Raw genomic sequence first — 15,791 nt, forward strand, 5'->3', positions numbered from 1 at the left:
GGAGCAGAACAGTGGCCTCTTCAGTCGCCCTTTACGTCGTCATCCGATGGCCTTTCTCAGAACCGGCACGCGTTTGACAACAAGATAGTCCAGCGCCAGCACGCTCAATAGCGTGATGCCGACCAGCGGAAAGGCCAGGGAGACGGCCAGCATCAGGATCATCGCGCAGCGCCAATGCGGCAGGTCGTCCGGCGATTTCGGTGCAAAAACCCGAAGGGCGGAACCTTTGGGCCGTCGCAGCCACCACATGACAAGCCCGCTGACGCAAAGGAAAATCACCGACAGGCAGAATAAGGTGTTGAGCACCACGTTCCAGAGCCCCATGTCGCCTTCATGAAAGGCGATACCGATGGCCATGCCCTTGGCCGGCAGGGAATAATCCGCAAAACCGACATCAGCCAGGATCCGCCCGGTGTATTGATCGATATGCACCGTGCGGTCGACCATCGGGTTCTCTGAGTCGTTGCTCATGGAATCCTGGTTGATGGTCCAGACACCGGTTTCATTGCCGGGAAGGTTCACCCGGAACCGCCCTTCAAAGCCGATTTTCCGGCCGAACGCGGCAATACTGTCCAGATCAATAGGCGTTCCGGCAGCAATCGCGTCGGTGCCGGCATCAGAGCCGGACATCGGCATGCTTGTCTGTTCCAGCCCCCAGGGAACGTCCTTTATCGAGCCATGGTTCATCGAGGCGTGGGTGTCGTCGGACAGAGGCACGTTCGACCATTTTTCGGCTGGAAAGGTGCTCCAGGCCTGAACGAATTTCTCGCCCCAGACACCGGCCCAGGAGAGACCACTGACCAGGAAGACCAGCAGGATGAGAGAAACATAGGCGCCGATCATCTTGTGCAGGCTCTTCCAGAGCGCACGACCATTTGCGCGAAGATCCGGCACAAGAGCATTTCCACTGCCTGCCCGTGGCCACCACAGATAAAGACCGGTCACGATCAGCACGATGGCAAGGCCGGCTGCGATTTCGATCAGACGATCACCAAGATCGCCGACCAGCAGCGTCCCGTGAATGTCGTTCAGTAGGTCATACCAGCCGTCACGCCGGATCCAGCTCTCAACGACCGAGCCCGAATAAGGATCAACTGCCACCATGTAATTGGTGCCAGCGTCGTTGACGCGGAAGACATTGGCTCCGTCGGCGGTCTTGGCGCCGATCCATTCCACCAGGCTCGCGCCCTGCCCGCGCGTTGCCAGCGCAGCGCCGGCCTGCTGCGACAGCGCCACTGGTTCGCCGGCAATTGCAACCTTGATGTATTCCCCGTCGCGGCCATCAAGAACAGAAATAAACATCATCAAAAGGCCGGTGACGGCCAGCATGATCAGAAACGGCACAACATAAAGACCGGCGTAAAAGTGCCAACGCCAGGCAGCCAGGTAAAATCGGCTGGGGGTCGACGCATTTACAGCGTCCGAAGGGATGTTGCTCATGGGATCTCCACACCCGAGTGCGTCCGTGCGGCAAAAGCCGGACAGACCTCGGGTTCAAAACGAGTTCAGATAAGGTTCGGAAAGATCACGCGTTGAGCGGCGGTGCGCGGGCAAAGTTGCGGCCGCGCGGCGTGCTGGAAGCCCAGACCTTTGCAGGGAGAAAAACCGGTTGGCGGGAGATCTCTTCCTGCACGAAAAGGAAAGGCACCCTGTCAGGCGCAGCAAACGCACCGACACCGGCAAAGACGCAATGGCGGGAGGCCTTTTCCGCAGGGCTATCCTCGTCGGAACCCGGCGGAATTTCTGCACCGTTCGCATCCAGCGTAACAGTGCGAAGGCCCTCGGTGGTACACAGCGTGACGGTAAAACCGCCATCCGCGCGCACGTCCGGCATGTACCCCTTGGGCACAAGCGCCGTGACCAGAAACGGCAGCAGAAGCAGTAGCCTGGCTGCCGCCATAAGGTCCGGATGTTTTCGCCGGAAATTTTCCACGCCCCACTTACCCCGAATCGAGACAGGTTGATCACTAATCCAAAGGGATGACAAAGACAAACCGGTTCTTTTCGGGGAGCCGCAAGACGCAACGATTGCCGGTTTCAGACCATGGCTGCCTCGTGCCAATGGATGTCGCTTTCATGCTTGATCCGCTATGGCCACTCCCCTAAGGTGCGCCCACCTGACGGCGTCCCGTGGAGGGACTGAAAGCCATTCCGGATGAGGTTGACCCAAGCAGGGGACCAAGGCCGGAGCTGTCCAAGGCATCTGCAGATCAACCGGCTCCGCCGGCTTTTGCGCGTGTTTGCTTTCATTCTTCCCGACGCCTGTTGCCACGCTGCCGATCCGGCATCAGCCACTGGGGAGAGACATGATCAGACGGACCATCCTTGCAGGCCTTGCCGCCGCGCTGCCTACCTCCGCCTTTGCCCATGGGGGCCATCTTGGCGAACTCGCCGGTCATTCCCACTGGGTCGGGGTCGCAGCCCTTGCCGGTGCCGCGCTCGTCGCCGGCATCATCGCCCTCAAAGACAAGAAGCAGAAAAAAGCCGAAGACGCGCCTGAAGCCCGTCCGGAAGACGACGAGACTGCCGGAGAAGCTGCTCAATGAGCGAAAAACTCGGACTGATGATCTGCGGCCATGGCAGCCGCAACAAGGGTGCCGTAAAGCAATTTGCACAGCTGGCGAAAGGCCTGACGGCTCGCTTCCCCGATTGGCCGGTGGAATACGGATATCTGGAATTCGCCAACCCGGTCATTCATGACGGACTGAACAAGCTGCGCGAGGCCGGCTGCACCCGCGTTCTGGCCGTGCCGGGCATGCTGTTTGCCGCAGGTCACGCCAAGAACGACATTCCCTCGGTCCTGAACACCTATCAGGCCATGCATCCGGAGATGACGATCTCCTATGGCCGGGAACTGGCCGTCGACACACGCATGGTGAAAGCCGCCGCTGCCCGTGTTCAGGAAGCGATCGACGCTGCCGACAGCGATGTTCCGCTGCACGAGACCCTGCTGATGGTGGTCGGGCGCGGTGCTTCCGATCCGGACGCGAACTCCAACGTCTCCAAGATTACCCGCATGCTTTGGGAAGGCTTCGGTTTCGGCTGGGCGGAAACCTGCTACTCCGGCGTCACCTTCCCCCTGGTCGGCCCCGGTCTCGAACATGCGGCAAAGCTCGGCTACAAGCGCGTCATCGTGTTCCCCTATTTCCTGTTCACCGGCGTACTGGTCCAGCGGATCTATTCGACCACGGAAGAAGTTGCCGCCAAACATCCGGAAATCGAATTCCTGAAAGCCGGTTATCTGAACGACCACCCGCAGGTGATCGACACGATGGCCGATCGGGTGCAGGAGATCCTGCAGGGCGCAAATCTGATGAACTGCCAGATGTGCAAGTACCGCGAACAGGTCCTTGGCTTCGAAGCCGAAGTGGGTCTGGCCCAGGAAAGCCACCACCATCACGTGGAAGGCCTCGGCGCGGAAGCAGAATGCAAGCTGTGTGACGAGATCTGCACCGGAGCCTGCGAAAAGCAGGTGCAGGCGGGTGGTCATCATCACCACGACCATGGTCATCATCATCACGATCACTCCCATGACCATGGGCATGATCACGCGCATCATCATGGCCACTCTCATGATCATTCGCACGAGCATGGGCATAGCCACGGGCACGGGCACGGGCACGGGCATGATCACGATCATCACCACCACCCCTACCCGCACGCAGACCATCCGCACGGCCCCCGGTCGTTGAACCGCGGAGACTGAGGCTGCCGTGAGCACCGAAACCATGCCGTCCTACGACTATGAAAAGGACCCGGCGGCGATTTACCGCCAATCCTTTTCAATCGTGCGGTCGGAAGCAGAACTGTCTCATCTACCCGACGGGCTGAAACCGGTCGCGGTGCGTCTGATCCACGCCTGCGGCATGACAGACCTTCCGCAGGATCTTGCCTGGTCGGAGGATATCCTGTCTGCCGCGCAGGATGCCTTCGCGCGGGCCGCACCCGTCTTTTGCGATGTGGAGATGGTGGTGCATGGCGTCATTCGCTCCCGTCTTCCGACTGACTGCGACGTGGTTTGCACCTTGAATGACCCCGCGGTTCCGACCCTTGCCAAAGAGCTCGGCACGACCCGCTCGGCTGCCGCGGTGGAGCTCTGGCGCGACAGGCTGGAGGGAGCCATCGTTGCGGTTGGCAATGCGCCGACGGCTCTCTTCCATCTGCTTGAAATGATTGCCGCCGGCGGACCGAAACCGGCGCTGGTTCTGGGGTTCCCGGTCGGGTTTGTGGGCGCCGCGGAATCCAAGGAGGCTCTGATCTCCAATCCGTTCAAGGTACCCTTCCTGGCTGTTCGCGGCCGCAGGGGCGGATCGGCCATGGCTGCCGCCGCAGTCAACGCTCTTGCCGCCGGCCTGCCGGAGGAAACGTAAGATGGCCGGAGGTCCGCCGAAAGACGACGAGAAACCAACCGGATTGAAATCCGTCGGCGGCAAAAAGCCTCTGCGGTCACGCGGTTTCCTGTCCCAGCCGGGAGGTTCGGTCAAGACGCCTGCGGACGGCAGTGGTGACCAGCCGGTCCATCACCGGTCACGGGGTGCCCGGCAGGTATCGCCAAGCAGTAGCGGCACGCCACAGGACCTGTCGGTAAAACCGGTGATCAAACCTTATCGTCTGGAGGACAAATGACTTCCTCGACAGACAAGCGCCCGTGGTTGACGCTGGTTGGCCTGGGCGAGGACGGTGTTCTGGCTCCGGGTGGTGCAGAAGCCCTGGCAGGTGCAGATATCGTTTATGGCGGCACCCGACACCTGGAGCTGACGGGCGGGATCACTGCCGAGAAACGGACATGGCCCAGCCCGTTTGCAACCGTCTTCGAAGATCTGGCAGCGCTCAGGCAGAAGCGCGTCGCGGTGTTGGCGACAGGAGATCCCATGTGGTTCGGCATCGGCTCGTCCTTGCTGAAGCATTTCCCTGCGCACGAGCTGATGGTGCTGCCCTCGCCGTCCGCGTTCCAGCTGGCTGCCGCACGAATGGGGTGGGCCTTGCAGGAAACCGACTGCCTGTCGGTTCATGGTCGACCAGTCGATCTGTTGCGGGCATCGCTTTACCCGGGCGCCCGGATCCTGTGTCTAACCAGCAATGCGGAAACTCCCCGCCAGGTGGCTGACCTCCTGGCCGACGAAGGCTATGGGCGCAGCCGGATGACGGTTCTGGAGCATCTCGGCGGCACCAGGGAAAGGTGCGTCGCAGGTACCGCGGAAGACTGGTCGACCGAGGTTGCCGATTTTCACACACTTGCTCTGGATGTGATTGCCGACCCCGGTGTGCGGTTCCGTGCGCGGATACCCGGCCTTGCCGATGATGCCTTTCGCCACGACGGCAAGATGACCAAGCAGGACATCCGCGCCATCACACTGGCGGAGTTGAAGCCTCACCCAGGCGCACTCTTGTGGGATGTCGGTGCAGGCTGCGGTTCGATTGCCATCGAATGGTTGCGGGCAGCCGACCGAACCCGGGCCATCGGCCTGGAGCCGCATGTGGAACGGCGGCAAATGGCGGCTGAAAACGCTGTCGCGCTCGGCGTCCCACATCTGGAACTGTCGGACGCGACCGCTCCGGAAGGCCTCCACGATCTGCCACAGCCGGACGCGATCTTCATTGGCGGCGGCCTGACAGCCTCCGGTGTGATCAAGGCCTGTCTTGCAGCGCTAGGTCCCGGGGGACGGCTTGTCGCCAATGCAGTGACCCTGGAGAGCGAGGCAATACTCCTCTCCGCCTATCAGTCTCATGGAGGCACTTTGAAGAAAGTTTCCGTTCACCGGGCAAGCGCCGTCGGCGGCTTGACCGGATGGCGTCCCCTGATGCCCGTGACGCAGTGGAGCCTGACGAAATCATGACGGGCACACTCTATGGCATAGGTCTTGGCCCGGGCGATCCGGAGCTGATGACCCTGAAGGCGCACAGGCTGATCGCAAGCGCACGGGTAATTGCCTACCCCGCGCCCGATTCCGGTGAAAGCTTTGCCCGGTCAATCGCCTCTGATGTGATCCCTGTCGGCGTGCGGGAAATCCCGATTGTCGTACCGATGCGGGTCGACAGGTTCCCGGCACAGGAGATCTACGACAAGGCCGCCGAAGAGATAGCTGCCGTTTTGGCAAACGGTGAGGATGTCGTGACCTTGTGTGAAGGAGATCCATTCTTCTTCGGTTCTTTCATGTATCTGTTCGAGCGCCTGTCCGACCGTTTCACGATAGAAATCGTGCCCGGGGTCACCTCGCTGACAGCCTGCGCCGCTCAGTTGAGACGACCGCTGACGGCACGAAACGATGTACTAACCGTCATTCCAGGCCCGCTTCCGGACGCGGACATCCGCCGCAAGATCGAAGAAGCCCAGGCGGTTGCCATCATGAAGGTTGGCCGTCACCTGACACGGCTGAAGACCTTGCTTTCCGACATGGGGCTGCTGGAAAAGGCCGGCTACGTGGAACGTGCCAGCCTGCCGGAGCAGAAGGTTCATCGGCTCATCGACCTTGAGACCGACACCGCCCCCTATTTTTCCATGATCCTCATCTACAAGGGAGAAGAAGCGTGGACGCTTCCCCCATCCTACTCGTCCTGAACCAGGCCGGCCTCGCCGCTGCCGAAGTGATCGCCAGACGGTTTTCAACCGCCCGCATCCACGGGCTTGCGGGCCGTGTGCCGACAGCGGACACCCAGTTCAACGAGACGATCGACCATATCCGCCTGTTGTTTCAGGCCGGTCATCCGATCGTCGGCTTCTGCGCCAGCGGCATTCTGATCCGTGCGCTTGCACCGGTCCTGTCCGACAAGACAACCGAACCGCCGGTGATCGCCGTGTCGGAAGACGGCAAGAGTGTCGTTCCGCTGCTCGGTGGTCATCGCGGCGCCAACGAACTGGCCAAGCTTCTGGCCAGCGCTCTCGGTGGGCACGCGGCGATCACGACGGCTGGGGACACCAAGCTTGGTGTTGCGCTCGACGCCCCGCCCCGCGGCTGGCGTCTCGCCAATCCGGAAGATGCAAAACCGGTGATGGCCGAGCTGCTCTCCGGCGCTCCCGTTCGCCTGGAAGGCCGCGCCGACTGGCTGAAAGAGGCAAAGCTGCAGCAGGCAGACGATGCCGCCATCACGCTTTCGGCAACCGAACATCCGGAAGAAGCAAGCCCGACGCGTCTGGTCTACCACCCGCAGCGCTATGCTGTTGGCGTCGGCTGCGCGCGCGGGTGCGATGCGGCCGAACTGATCGAACTGGTCGAGACCGAACTGGCGGGAGCCAACATTGCCAAGGGCGCTGTTGCCTGCATCGCGACCATCGACCTCAAGGCAGATGAGGCCGCTGTCAATGCTCTCGCTGCGCATCTGGATGTGCCGCTTCGGGTCTTTTCCGCAGAAGACCTGCAACGCGAGACCCCGCGTCTGAAAAACCCGTCGCCCGTCGTCTTCAAGGAAGTCGGCTGTTACGGAGTGTCTGAAGGGGCTGCCCTGGCCGCGTCCGGCGCCTTTGGAACGCTGAAGGTCGAAAAGCAGAAAACCGAAAACGCAACTTGCGCCATTGCACGGTCTCCGAAGTGGATTGACACCGACACGGTCGGTCGGGCTCGCGGACATCTGTCCGTTATCGGTATCGGTCCGGGCAAGGACGACTGGCGCACACCGGAGGCCACCAAGCTTCTGGCGGAAGCAACCGACGTTGTCGGCTACTCGCTTTATCTCGACATTGTCGACCAGCACATTACCGGCAAGACCCACCACAACTTCCCGCTTGGCGCGGAAGAGGATCGCGTCCGCTTTGCGCTGGAAGAAGCCGGCAAGGGCAAGAATGTCGCGCTGATTTCCTCCGGTGATGCCGGCATCTACGCCATGGGTTCGCTGGTCTATGAACTGTTGCACAGGAATGAGGAGTATGGCGGTGTGTCGGATGCCGCCAAGCGGGTCAGCGTCACAAACGCGCCGGGCATTTCAGCCCTTCAGGCCTGCTCGGCCCGTATCGGCGCGCCGCTTGGCCATGATTTCTGCGCGATCTCGCTGTCCGATCTCCTTACCCCGTGGGAGGTGATCGAAAGGCGCCTGAGGGCAGCAGCCGAGGGCGACTTCGTGATTGCCTTCTACAACCCGGTGTCCAAACGCCGCCGCACGCAGCTTGCAGCCGCAAAGGAAATCCTGCTGGAGCACCGCTCGGCAGCGACACCGGTCATTCTCGGCGTCAATCTTGGCCGGCCGGAGGAAACCATCCGCGTCACCAGTCTGCATGCGCTCAGCGTCGACGATGTCGACATGCTGACCACCGTGCTGGTCGGTTCGACCAACACCCGCACCGTCATGCGCGGTGACGGGAAACCTTTCGTCTATACACCGCGCGGTTATGCCAAGCGGATCGACGCACCAAAGCCGGTGGAAGCAGCACCAGTTGCCATTGAAGCCGCGCCTTCGTCCCTGATGGAAGACGTAACGACCGACATTTCCGACATTCTCGAAACGGATGACAAATCATGACCGTTCATTTCATTGGCGCCGGACCTGGCGATCCCGATCTCATCACCGTTCGCGGCCTGAAGCTCATCCAATCCTGCCCGGTCTGCCTTTTCGCGGGCTCGCTGGTACCTGAACAGATCGTTGCCGCCGCACCGGAAGGTGCACGCGTCATAGACACGGCCCCGATGACGCTTGACGAGATCATCGACGAGATCAAGGCTGCCCATGAAAAGGGCCAGAACGTTGCCCGGGTTCATTCCGGCGACCCTTCCATTTACGGTGCAACGGCGGAGCAGATGCGCCGTCTGGACGCACTCGGCATCGATTATGATGTAACACCGGGCGTGCCGGCCTTCGCGGCCGCGGCCGCTGCACTCAAGACCGAGCTGACCATCCCCGAAGTTGCCCAGACCATCATTGTCACCCGCACGGCAATGAAATCCTCGGCGATGCCGAACAACGAGGACCTGGACACGCTCGGCAAGAGCGGGGCGACCCTGGCAATTCACCTGTCGATCAGGAACCTGCGGGAAGTCGAACGTCAGTTGACGCCGCATTACGGTGCCGATTGCCCGGTGATCGTCGCCTACCGTGTCGGTTGGCCGGATGAGGCCTTCATTCACGGCACATTGTCGACCATTGCCGCAGAAGTGCGTGCCTCCAAGATCACCCGCACCGCGTTGATCTTCGTCGGCCATGCCTTGAAGCCCGCAGCTGACTTCCGCGACAGTGCCCTTTACGACGCCGACCACGTGCATGTGCTGCGCCCGAAGAAGAAGGCGAAAGCCTGAGGAACCGGCGGAACTAAACCACTTCGCGGCCTTCCTCTGTCTGTCATCATCGACAAGCGGGAGGTCGCGAAACGCTTCGCAGGTTAATCGAGCGAATATTTGCCTGTCCGAGAGCGCTCATTTGCATACCGCTCCCGCCCTCGCCTAATCTCAACAGGATTAAGACCGGCCAGGAGCAGCCCCATGACAGATGAAAACCCACTTCTGAAACAGGCGATTTCTCTCAGCGGTGATCCCGATGCCATTCGCAAGTTCTACGCGGACTGGGCGGAGACCTACGATGCCGACCTGCTTCAGACCATAGGGTATGTCGGTCCCAGGATTGCAGCGGAAGCACTGGTCAAACGCCTGCCCAAAACGGCGCTGGTTCTGGACGCAGGCTGTGGGACCGGCCTCGTCGGGAGCGAGCTTGTCAGTCGCAATTCAGCCCTGACCATTGACGGCATCGACCTGACGCCGGCAATGCTGGAGCTGTCGCGCAGTCGGGGGACCTACCGCAATCTTTCCCAGGCCGACATGATGGGCCCGCTCTCGGACATTGACGACAACATTTATGACGGCATCGTCAGCGCGGGCGTCTTCACGAATGGCCATGTGGGGCCGGAAGGGATCGACGAACTGCTGCGCATCGCCAAACCGGGTGCTCCTATCGTCCTGACAGTACGCGATAGCGCCTGGGCGGCCGACGGCTTCAAGGCCAAGGTCGAGAAGCTGGAACAGGACGGCAAGACAAGGACGCTGGAGATCACCCATAATCCCTATCACACCAAGGAAGACGTCTATTGCGAGCTGGTCGTGCTTGAGGTGGTTTAGGCGCGAGCGATGACATGGGCAAAAGAGCCCATGACCGATCCAGCGCACAGCCCCATCTGCACCAGTTCGTTGCCTTCGGCATCTTCCGCTGAAAACAGCCGCTCCGCCCCGCCTTCCGACATTATGGAGGCATAGTGGAATTCGTGTGCGGATAGCGGCATTTGCCAGGGCAGGCCACGGAGTGGCATGACTTTTCGGTACCCGAGGTGACGCTTGCGGGTCTGAAACGAGGTCTCCAGCGGCAAAAGCCCCAGCATTTCGTGGCGTGTGCCATCGGCATCGATCATGCCCTTGCCGAGTGTCATGTAGCCACCACACTCGCCATAGATCAGCTTTCCGGTAGCTGCGGCCCGCAAAACCCCAGCCTTGAACCTGTCTGCCGCAGCCAGCTTTCCGGCATGTAGCTCCGGATAACCGCCGGGGAGAAAAATTGCATCGGCATCAGGTGACGGTGCTTCATTCGCGAGTGGCGAGAAAAACTCGAGCCTCGCGCCCTGCTTTCGCCAGAACTCCAGCAGATGCGGATAGGAAAAGGCAAAGGCAACGTCCCAGGCAATGGCAATGCACTGGCCAAGCGGCGCAGGCAGGTTTTCCCTGTTATCACCGGCAGGGCTCAGTGGTGCAGCCAATGTTTCCAGGCGGTTCAGGTCTACATTCCGGGTACACAGGTCGCTCGCCTTTTCCAGAAAGGCCTCCAGATCCGGATGCTCCCCCGCCTGGACAAGCCCCAGGTGGCGTTCGGGAAGGCCTAGTTCCTGAGCCCGCGGCAAGACACCCAGAACATCGATGGCGAGCGGTGCCAGCGCTGCGCGCAACATGGCTTCGTGGCGCGGGCTGCCAACCTTGTTGAGAATAACGCCTGCGAGATTGATATCCGGCCGGAAGCTTTGAAACCCATGAACAAGCGCTGCGACCGACTGGGCCTGTTTGCCGCAATCGACGACGAGAATCACAGGTAGATGCAGCGTTGCCGCCAGGTCGGCAGCCGAGCCCTTGCCGCTGGCAGCTCCGTCGAAAAGCCCCATGGCGCCTTCGACCACGAGAACGTCATGACTGTCGGCTTGACGGTGGGCAAGCATCTGCAGTGTCGCCGGGTCCATAGCCCAGGCGTCCAGGTTGATGCAGGACACACCACTGGCAGCTTCGTGGAATTTCGGATCGATGTAATCCGGGCCGGATTTGGCCGAAACGACCGAACGCCCGGCGGATTTCAGCGCCCGCAGCAAGGCAAGCGTCAGTGTGGTCTTGCCAGCACCTGACGATGGCGCCGCGATCAGAACACCCTTGGCGCCTGCCTTGGCAGTGTCAGCCGGCATCGGCAGAACGGGAGGATATGCGCAGGTCTAGCGGGTCACTGTCCAGCAACTTGCCCGACAGGGCGCCGAGCCAGTCGAGCCCCTTGCGCAGACGGACAACCTCACCGACACAAACAACTGCCGGAGGTTCGATCCCGGCAGCCTTCGCCTCTTCAGCGCAGCGGCCCAGCGTGGTTTCCAGAACGTCCTGGCCCGCAAGGGACGCATTGCACACGATACCCACAGGTTCATCCACAGATCGTCCACCGGCAATCAGTTTGCCGGCTATGACGTCCAGGTGCTTCATCGCCATATACATGACAATGACAGGCGAACCCTTGGCGATACCATCCCAGTTGATCGCGTCCGGGGTGAGGCCCGTCTGGTCATGACCTGTCAGGAAGGTGACTGCCTGATTGCAGTCCCGGTGGGTTGCAGGAATACCCGCATAGGCCAGACCACCGATACCGGCGGTGATGCCGGGAATGATGCGGAACGGCACACCGGCCTCGACAAGGCCGAGCGCTTCCTCGCCACCGCGGCCGAAGACGAAAGGATCGCCGCCCTTCAGGCGAAGCACCCTTTTGCCTTCGCGGGCGTAATCGATCAGCTTCAAGGTTATGTCGCGCTGTTTCGGGCTCGGTTTGCCGCCGCGCTTGCCCGCGTAGTCTGTCACGGCTCCCGGTTTGACCCAGGCAAGAATGCTCTGATCGACAAGGGCATCAAACACGACAACATCGGCCTGGCGCAGACCATTGAGCGCATGCAGGGTCAATAAGCCGGGGTCGCCCGGACCTGCACCGGCAAGCCAAACCCAGCCGGGTTCGAACACGGGTAACCCACCTGGCAGGTCTCCCGGCAAGCCTTCATGCGGTCTGTTGTTGTCGTCTTCTCCAGTCATGGTTCCTGTTTACCCGTGTGGCCCGGTAACGCCAAGCGCTTCGGCGATCAAAAACGATGCGAAAACGACATTTCATCGCGCACATAAACTAATATGCACAAAGCGGAATTTCATCGTCTATAGAAAGAGCATGTCGAAGGAAGAGCCAAAAGAGCTGCGGCGGGGCTGGACGACGGGAGCCTGTGCGACAGCAGCCACCAAGGCGGCGTATCAGGCCCTTTTGACCGGCGATTTCCCGGATCCGGTCGAAATCACCCTGCCCAAGGGTGGCACGGCGTCCTTTGCGCTGACCCGGCATACGCTTTCAGGAAAATCGGCTTCCGCCGCCATCGTCAAGGATGCGGGGGACGACCCCGACGTGACCCATGGCGCCTTGGTCAGTGCAACCGTCAACCTGTTGTCTCCTGGTTCTGGAGTAGTTTTCAGGGCCGGAGAAGGTGTCGGTACCGTCACAAGACCTGGCCTGCCAATCCCGCCGGGTGAACCTGCCATCAATCCGGTGCCGCGCCAGATGATGCGGACGGCAATCGATGAGGTTTCCCAACTGAATGGCGGGGCCGGCGATGTCGAGATAACGGTCTCGATCGAAGGAGGTGCAGAGCTCGCCCTCAAGACGATGAATCCCAGGCTTGGCATCCTGGGGGGCTTGTCCGTACTTGGCACGACCGGCATCGTCCGGCCGTTTTCCTGCGCTGCGTGGATTGCGTCCATTCATCGGGGCATCGATGTTGCGCGCGCAGTCGGGCTGTCACATGTGGTTGGCGCAACCGGCGCCAGTTCCGAAGACGCGGTCAAGGCCCGTTACGATCTGGATGAAACCGCCTTTCTCGACATGGGGGATTTCGCCGGCGGTTTGCTGAAGTACCTGCGCAGTCATCCGGTCGACCGGCTGACCCTCGCAGGCGGATTTGCGAAGTTCACCAAGCTGGCTCAAGGGGCGCTCGATCTGCATTCGGCCCGCAGCTCCGTCGACTTCGAATTCCTTCAGGATCTTCTGCGTCAGGAGAACGCTTCCGCTGATCTGATCGAACAGGCCGCCTCGGCCAATACGGCCAAGGAGGTGCTGGATGCCTCCCTGGTTGCCGGTATCGATCTCAGTGGCCCACTTGCGCGGCGAACGAAGGACGCCGTCCGCCAGATCCTGCGCGATGCGCCGGTGGATGTGGAAGTTCTGATCACCGACCGCCAGGGCAAGGTGCTGGGAGAAACAGGCTTTGACCGCTAAGGCAGATCATATCCTGCTGCTCGCCGGAACAAGCGAAGCCCGGCAATTGGCCAGAACGCTGGCGGAAACATTTCCGGAAAGTCGCCTGACCGCCTCTTTTGCCGGAGCGGTTCGCGATCTGCCTGATCTTGGCGTCCCGACACGCGTCGGCGGTTTTGGCGGCACCGAAGGTCTGCTTGCCTTCATGCGGCACGAAAGGATCACCGTCATTGTCGATGCGACCCATCCCTTCGCTGCCCAGATGAGCCGTAATGCGGCCGAAGCCGCCAAGATGCTCAAGGTACCGCTTGTGCGCCTGGAGCGGCCATGCTGGCACCCCGGTGAAAGCGACGCCTGGAAAAATGTCCTGACGATGGACGATGCGGCCAAGGCCCTTCCTGCTGGCGCGCGCGCCTTCCTGGCCATTGGCCGCAAGGAGATCGAGCGCTTCACCCATCGAAACGATATTTTCGGCCTTGTCCGGATGATCGAGCCGCCCAAAACACGACTACCTTCCGCCTGGGAGCTGATCCTCTCCCGCCCCCCGGCATCTGCCGACGAGGAAGTTTCGCTGTTTCTGGAAAAGAACATCACTCATATGGTGACGAAAAACAGTGGTGGCAGTCGTTCCTATGCCAAGATCGAGGCTGCGCGGACCTTGAAACTTCCCGTCATCATGATCGCCCGGCCAGAACTACCGGAGGCCGAAACTGCTCCAACGAATTCAGCGCTCGTTGACCGGTTACGGCAGATCCTTGCACGTGGGAGCTAGCGCGAAACGCCGGACCTGGAAAATCTAATTTTCATCAGGGCAAACAGAAAACGCGGTATGCCGATGACATAGCGGCGGAACAGGCGGCGAGGTTCCTGCAACAGGCGGAACAGCCACTCAAGGCCGGCGGCCTGAACAATCTTCGGTGCGCGGACAACGGCCCCGGACATGAAGTCAAACAGCGCCCCGACCCCGATCGCGACAGGTACAGCCAGCGCCGACCGATTTTCAACGATGAAAGTCTCTTGCCTGGGGTTCCCCATGGCAACAAGCAAAAGGTCCGGCTTTGCCTCGTTGATCCCCTGGCACAAGCTGTCCAGTTCATCGCTTGCGAAATAGCCGTCCCGGTAGCCAACCACCTGGTGCTTCGGATAGGCAGTCTCGATATGCTCCTTGGCAAGGCGAACCTGTTCTTCCTTGGCGCCGAGCAGATAGATTCGGAGCGGAATGCCGATGTTCGCCAGGATCCGGGGAATGAGGTCAGTCCCGTTCAGATTTTCCGGAAACGGCTCTTCCCTGAGCAGCTTGCTGGCAAGGCTGATACCGATTCCGTCGTTCAGAAGCGTCATTTTCTGGAGTGTTGCAGCGTAGCGAGGATCATCCATCGCTGACAGGAGCGTATGAGCGTTGCAGATGGCAATATCGAGATTCTGCCGCTTTTGAACGGCGGCCTCGACAAGCTGGATGGCATCCCGGGAGCGAAGACGCCCGATGGCAAACGGACCGATAGCGGTTGCTTCGATCCGGCACCCCAGCAGTTCACTCTCGAAATCTCTTGCCAGCATTCCGTTCCCAGTCTCCCCTTTACGTTCGTCCCGGTTACGACGGCGGCGAACGCATTAGAGCAATATCCGATCGGTCTCTAAGCAGTTGTAAACATAGCCGTTAGAAAGTTCGTAGTTACCGATATTTAATGGGCCTGACGGGCACGTTGAATCGGAGGGAAAATCAGTCGGCGGTTTCCAACGGTTCACGCCATCCCCGCTTCGGCACGTCACTACGCTCAAACCGCGCCCGCTCCTTGAGCGCCTTGGCAGGATTACCTGCATAAACAGTCCATGGAGCCAGGTCTTTCACCGTTACCGCACGCGCTCCCAGAACAGCTCCCTCACCGACACGAACCCCGGGGCCAACAAAGGCTTCAGCGGCAACCCAGCTATAGGCCTCCAGAACAATGGGTTTTGCGATCAGCAGGAACTTGTCGTCGTTGATGTCATGCGTTCCCGCGCAGATGTGCGCGCGCTTGGAGACGACACCGTACCGGCCGATCGTGACAGGACCCATGTTGTAGATATCCGCGCCGTCTGCGATCGCGGCGAAATCCTCCAGGATCAGGTTGCCCGGATGCCATATCCTGGCGGATGGAGCCACATAGACACCCTCCCCCACTGTCGCTCCGAACTGTCGCAAGAGCCAACGGCGCCAACCATGCAACGGCTGCGTCCAGGAGGCCAGAAGGAACCAGACTATGCCCCAGAGGATACGGAATAGCCTGTTCTTCAGGCCGAAGCTTTGCGCGCCGAGCGCCCTGGCGTCCCTGTCTTCGTCGATCTGGTTCGGCATTCATCGTCCTCCTGCGCAGCTC

At 60.8% G+C, this 15,791-nt stretch carries 17 protein-coding genes; 11 read left to right on the forward strand and 6 right to left on the reverse strand.

Features of this window, described 5'->3' with window-relative positions:
- Nucleotides 1-39: 39 nt before the first annotated feature.
- Together B0E33_RS04325 and B0E33_RS04330 are read right to left on the reverse strand one after the other, a co-directional pair.
- Entirely contained in the window at nt 40-1,440 is a 1,401-nt protein-coding gene (locus B0E33_RS04325) for a PepSY-associated TM helix domain-containing protein (RefSeq protein WP_077290527.1), read from the reverse strand.
- Nucleotides 1,441-1,525: 85 nt separating this feature from the next.
- On the reverse strand, nt 1,526-1,900 hold the full coding sequence (locus tag B0E33_RS04330) for a DUF2946 family protein (RefSeq protein WP_077290528.1): 375 nt from the start codon (nt 1,898-1,900) through the stop codon (nt 1,526-1,528).
- 406 nt (nt 1,901-2,306) lie between these two features.
- Here B0E33_RS04330 and B0E33_RS04335 point away from each other — a divergent pair, with 406 nt between their 5' ends.
- The 9 genes from B0E33_RS04335 to B0E33_RS04375 all read left to right on the forward strand — a co-directional run bounded on the left by B0E33_RS04335 (nt 2,307) and on the right by B0E33_RS04375 (nt 10,034).
- Nucleotides 2,307-2,546: a DUF6732 family protein gene (locus tag B0E33_RS04335; protein ID WP_031269597.1), complete on the forward strand. Its 240-nt coding sequence runs from the start codon at nt 2,307-2,309 to the stop codon at nt 2,544-2,546.
- Nucleotides 2,543-3,706, forward strand: a complete 1,164-nt coding sequence (locus B0E33_RS04340; protein ID WP_077290529.1) for a sirohydrochlorin chelatase — start codon at nt 2,543-2,545, stop codon at nt 3,704-3,706. Before B0E33_RS04335 ends, B0E33_RS04340 begins: the two co-directional genes overlap by 4 nt.
- Before the next feature lie 22 nt (nt 3,707-3,728).
- Nucleotides 3,729-4,370, forward strand: a complete 642-nt coding sequence (locus B0E33_RS04345; protein WP_077293142.1) for a precorrin-8X methylmutase — start codon at nt 3,729-3,731, stop codon at nt 4,368-4,370.
- A 1-nt stretch (nt 4,371) separates the two neighbouring features.
- Nucleotides 4,372-4,626 carry a hypothetical protein gene (locus B0E33_RS04350; protein ID WP_077290530.1) on the forward strand — a complete coding sequence of 85 codons (255 nt, stop codon included), beginning with the start codon at nt 4,372-4,374 and terminating at the stop codon, nt 4,624-4,626.
- The gene (cbiE, locus tag B0E33_RS04355; protein WP_077290531.1) at nt 4,623-5,837 is read left to right on the forward strand and encodes a precorrin-6y C5,15-methyltransferase (decarboxylating) subunit CbiE; all 1,215 of its coding nucleotides are present in this window, start codon (nt 4,623-4,625) and stop codon (nt 5,835-5,837) included. The genes B0E33_RS04350 and cbiE overlap by 4 nt, the downstream gene beginning before the upstream one ends.
- On the forward strand, nt 5,834-6,559 hold the full coding sequence (gene cobI / locus B0E33_RS04360) for a precorrin-2 C(20)-methyltransferase (RefSeq protein WP_197923118.1): 726 nt from the start codon (nt 5,834-5,836) through the stop codon (nt 6,557-6,559). The genes cbiE and cobI overlap by 4 nt, the downstream gene beginning before the upstream one ends.
- The gene (gene cobJ, locus B0E33_RS04365) at nt 6,529-8,451 is read left to right on the forward strand and encodes a precorrin-3B C(17)-methyltransferase (RefSeq protein WP_077290532.1); all 1,923 of its coding nucleotides are present in this window, start codon (nt 6,529-6,531) and stop codon (nt 8,449-8,451) included. Before cobI ends, cobJ begins: the two co-directional genes overlap by 31 nt.
- Nucleotides 8,448-9,221 carry a precorrin-4 C(11)-methyltransferase gene (gene cobM / locus B0E33_RS04370; RefSeq protein ID WP_023001619.1) on the forward strand — a complete coding sequence of 258 codons (774 nt, stop codon included), beginning with the start codon at nt 8,448-8,450 and terminating at the stop codon, nt 9,219-9,221. Before cobJ ends, cobM begins: the two co-directional genes overlap by 4 nt.
- Before the next feature lie 183 nt (nt 9,222-9,404).
- Nucleotides 9,405-10,034: a class I SAM-dependent DNA methyltransferase gene (locus B0E33_RS04375; RefSeq protein ID WP_077290533.1), complete on the forward strand. Its 630-nt coding sequence runs from the start codon at nt 9,405-9,407 to the stop codon at nt 10,032-10,034.
- On the opposite strand, the gene B0E33_RS04380 is transcribed toward B0E33_RS04375, so the two are convergent.
- Complete coding sequence (locus B0E33_RS04380; RefSeq protein WP_077290534.1) at nt 10,031-11,350, reverse strand: cobyrinic acid a,c-diamide synthase CobB; 1,320 nt, start codon at nt 11,348-11,350, stop codon at nt 10,031-10,033. The two genes, B0E33_RS04375 and B0E33_RS04380, sit on opposite strands and share 4 nt — an antisense overlap.
- Nucleotides 11,340-12,230, reverse strand: coding sequence for a uroporphyrinogen-III C-methyltransferase (gene cobA / locus B0E33_RS04385; RefSeq protein WP_208997758.1), 891 nt, complete (start codon nt 12,228-12,230; stop codon nt 11,340-11,342). Before cobA ends, B0E33_RS04380 begins: the two co-directional genes overlap by 11 nt.
- Before the next feature lie 130 nt (nt 12,231-12,360).
- Here cobA and B0E33_RS04390 point away from each other — a divergent pair, with 130 nt between their 5' ends.
- Together B0E33_RS04390 and B0E33_RS04395 are read left to right on the forward strand one after the other, a co-directional pair.
- Nucleotides 12,361-13,455 carry a cobalt-precorrin-5B (C(1))-methyltransferase gene (locus B0E33_RS04390; protein WP_077290535.1) on the forward strand — a complete coding sequence of 365 codons (1,095 nt, stop codon included), beginning with the start codon at nt 12,361-12,363 and terminating at the stop codon, nt 13,453-13,455.
- A complete protein-coding gene (locus tag B0E33_RS04395) occupies nt 13,445-14,206 on the forward strand; it encodes a cobalt-precorrin-6A reductase (RefSeq protein ID WP_077290536.1) in 762 nt (253 codons plus the stop codon). Before B0E33_RS04390 ends, B0E33_RS04395 begins: the two co-directional genes overlap by 11 nt.
- On the opposite strand, the gene B0E33_RS04400 is transcribed toward B0E33_RS04395, so the two are convergent.
- Both B0E33_RS04400 and B0E33_RS04405 read right to left on the reverse strand, forming a co-directional pair.
- A complete protein-coding gene (locus B0E33_RS04400) occupies nt 14,203-14,991 on the reverse strand; it encodes a WecB/TagA/CpsF family glycosyltransferase (RefSeq protein WP_077290537.1) in 789 nt (262 codons plus the stop codon). The genes B0E33_RS04395 and B0E33_RS04400 overlap by 4 nt on opposite strands.
- A 163-nt stretch (nt 14,992-15,154) precedes the next feature.
- On the reverse strand, nt 15,155-15,769 hold the full coding sequence (locus B0E33_RS04405) for an LbetaH domain-containing protein (RefSeq protein ID WP_055658374.1): 615 nt from the start codon (nt 15,767-15,769) through the stop codon (nt 15,155-15,157).
- Nucleotides 15,770-15,791 lie beyond the last annotated feature (22 nt).

The sequence above is a fragment of the Roseibium algicola genome (assembly GCF_001999245.1).
Taxonomy (GTDB): Bacteria; Pseudomonadota; Alphaproteobacteria; order Rhizobiales; family Stappiaceae; genus Roseibium; species Roseibium algicola.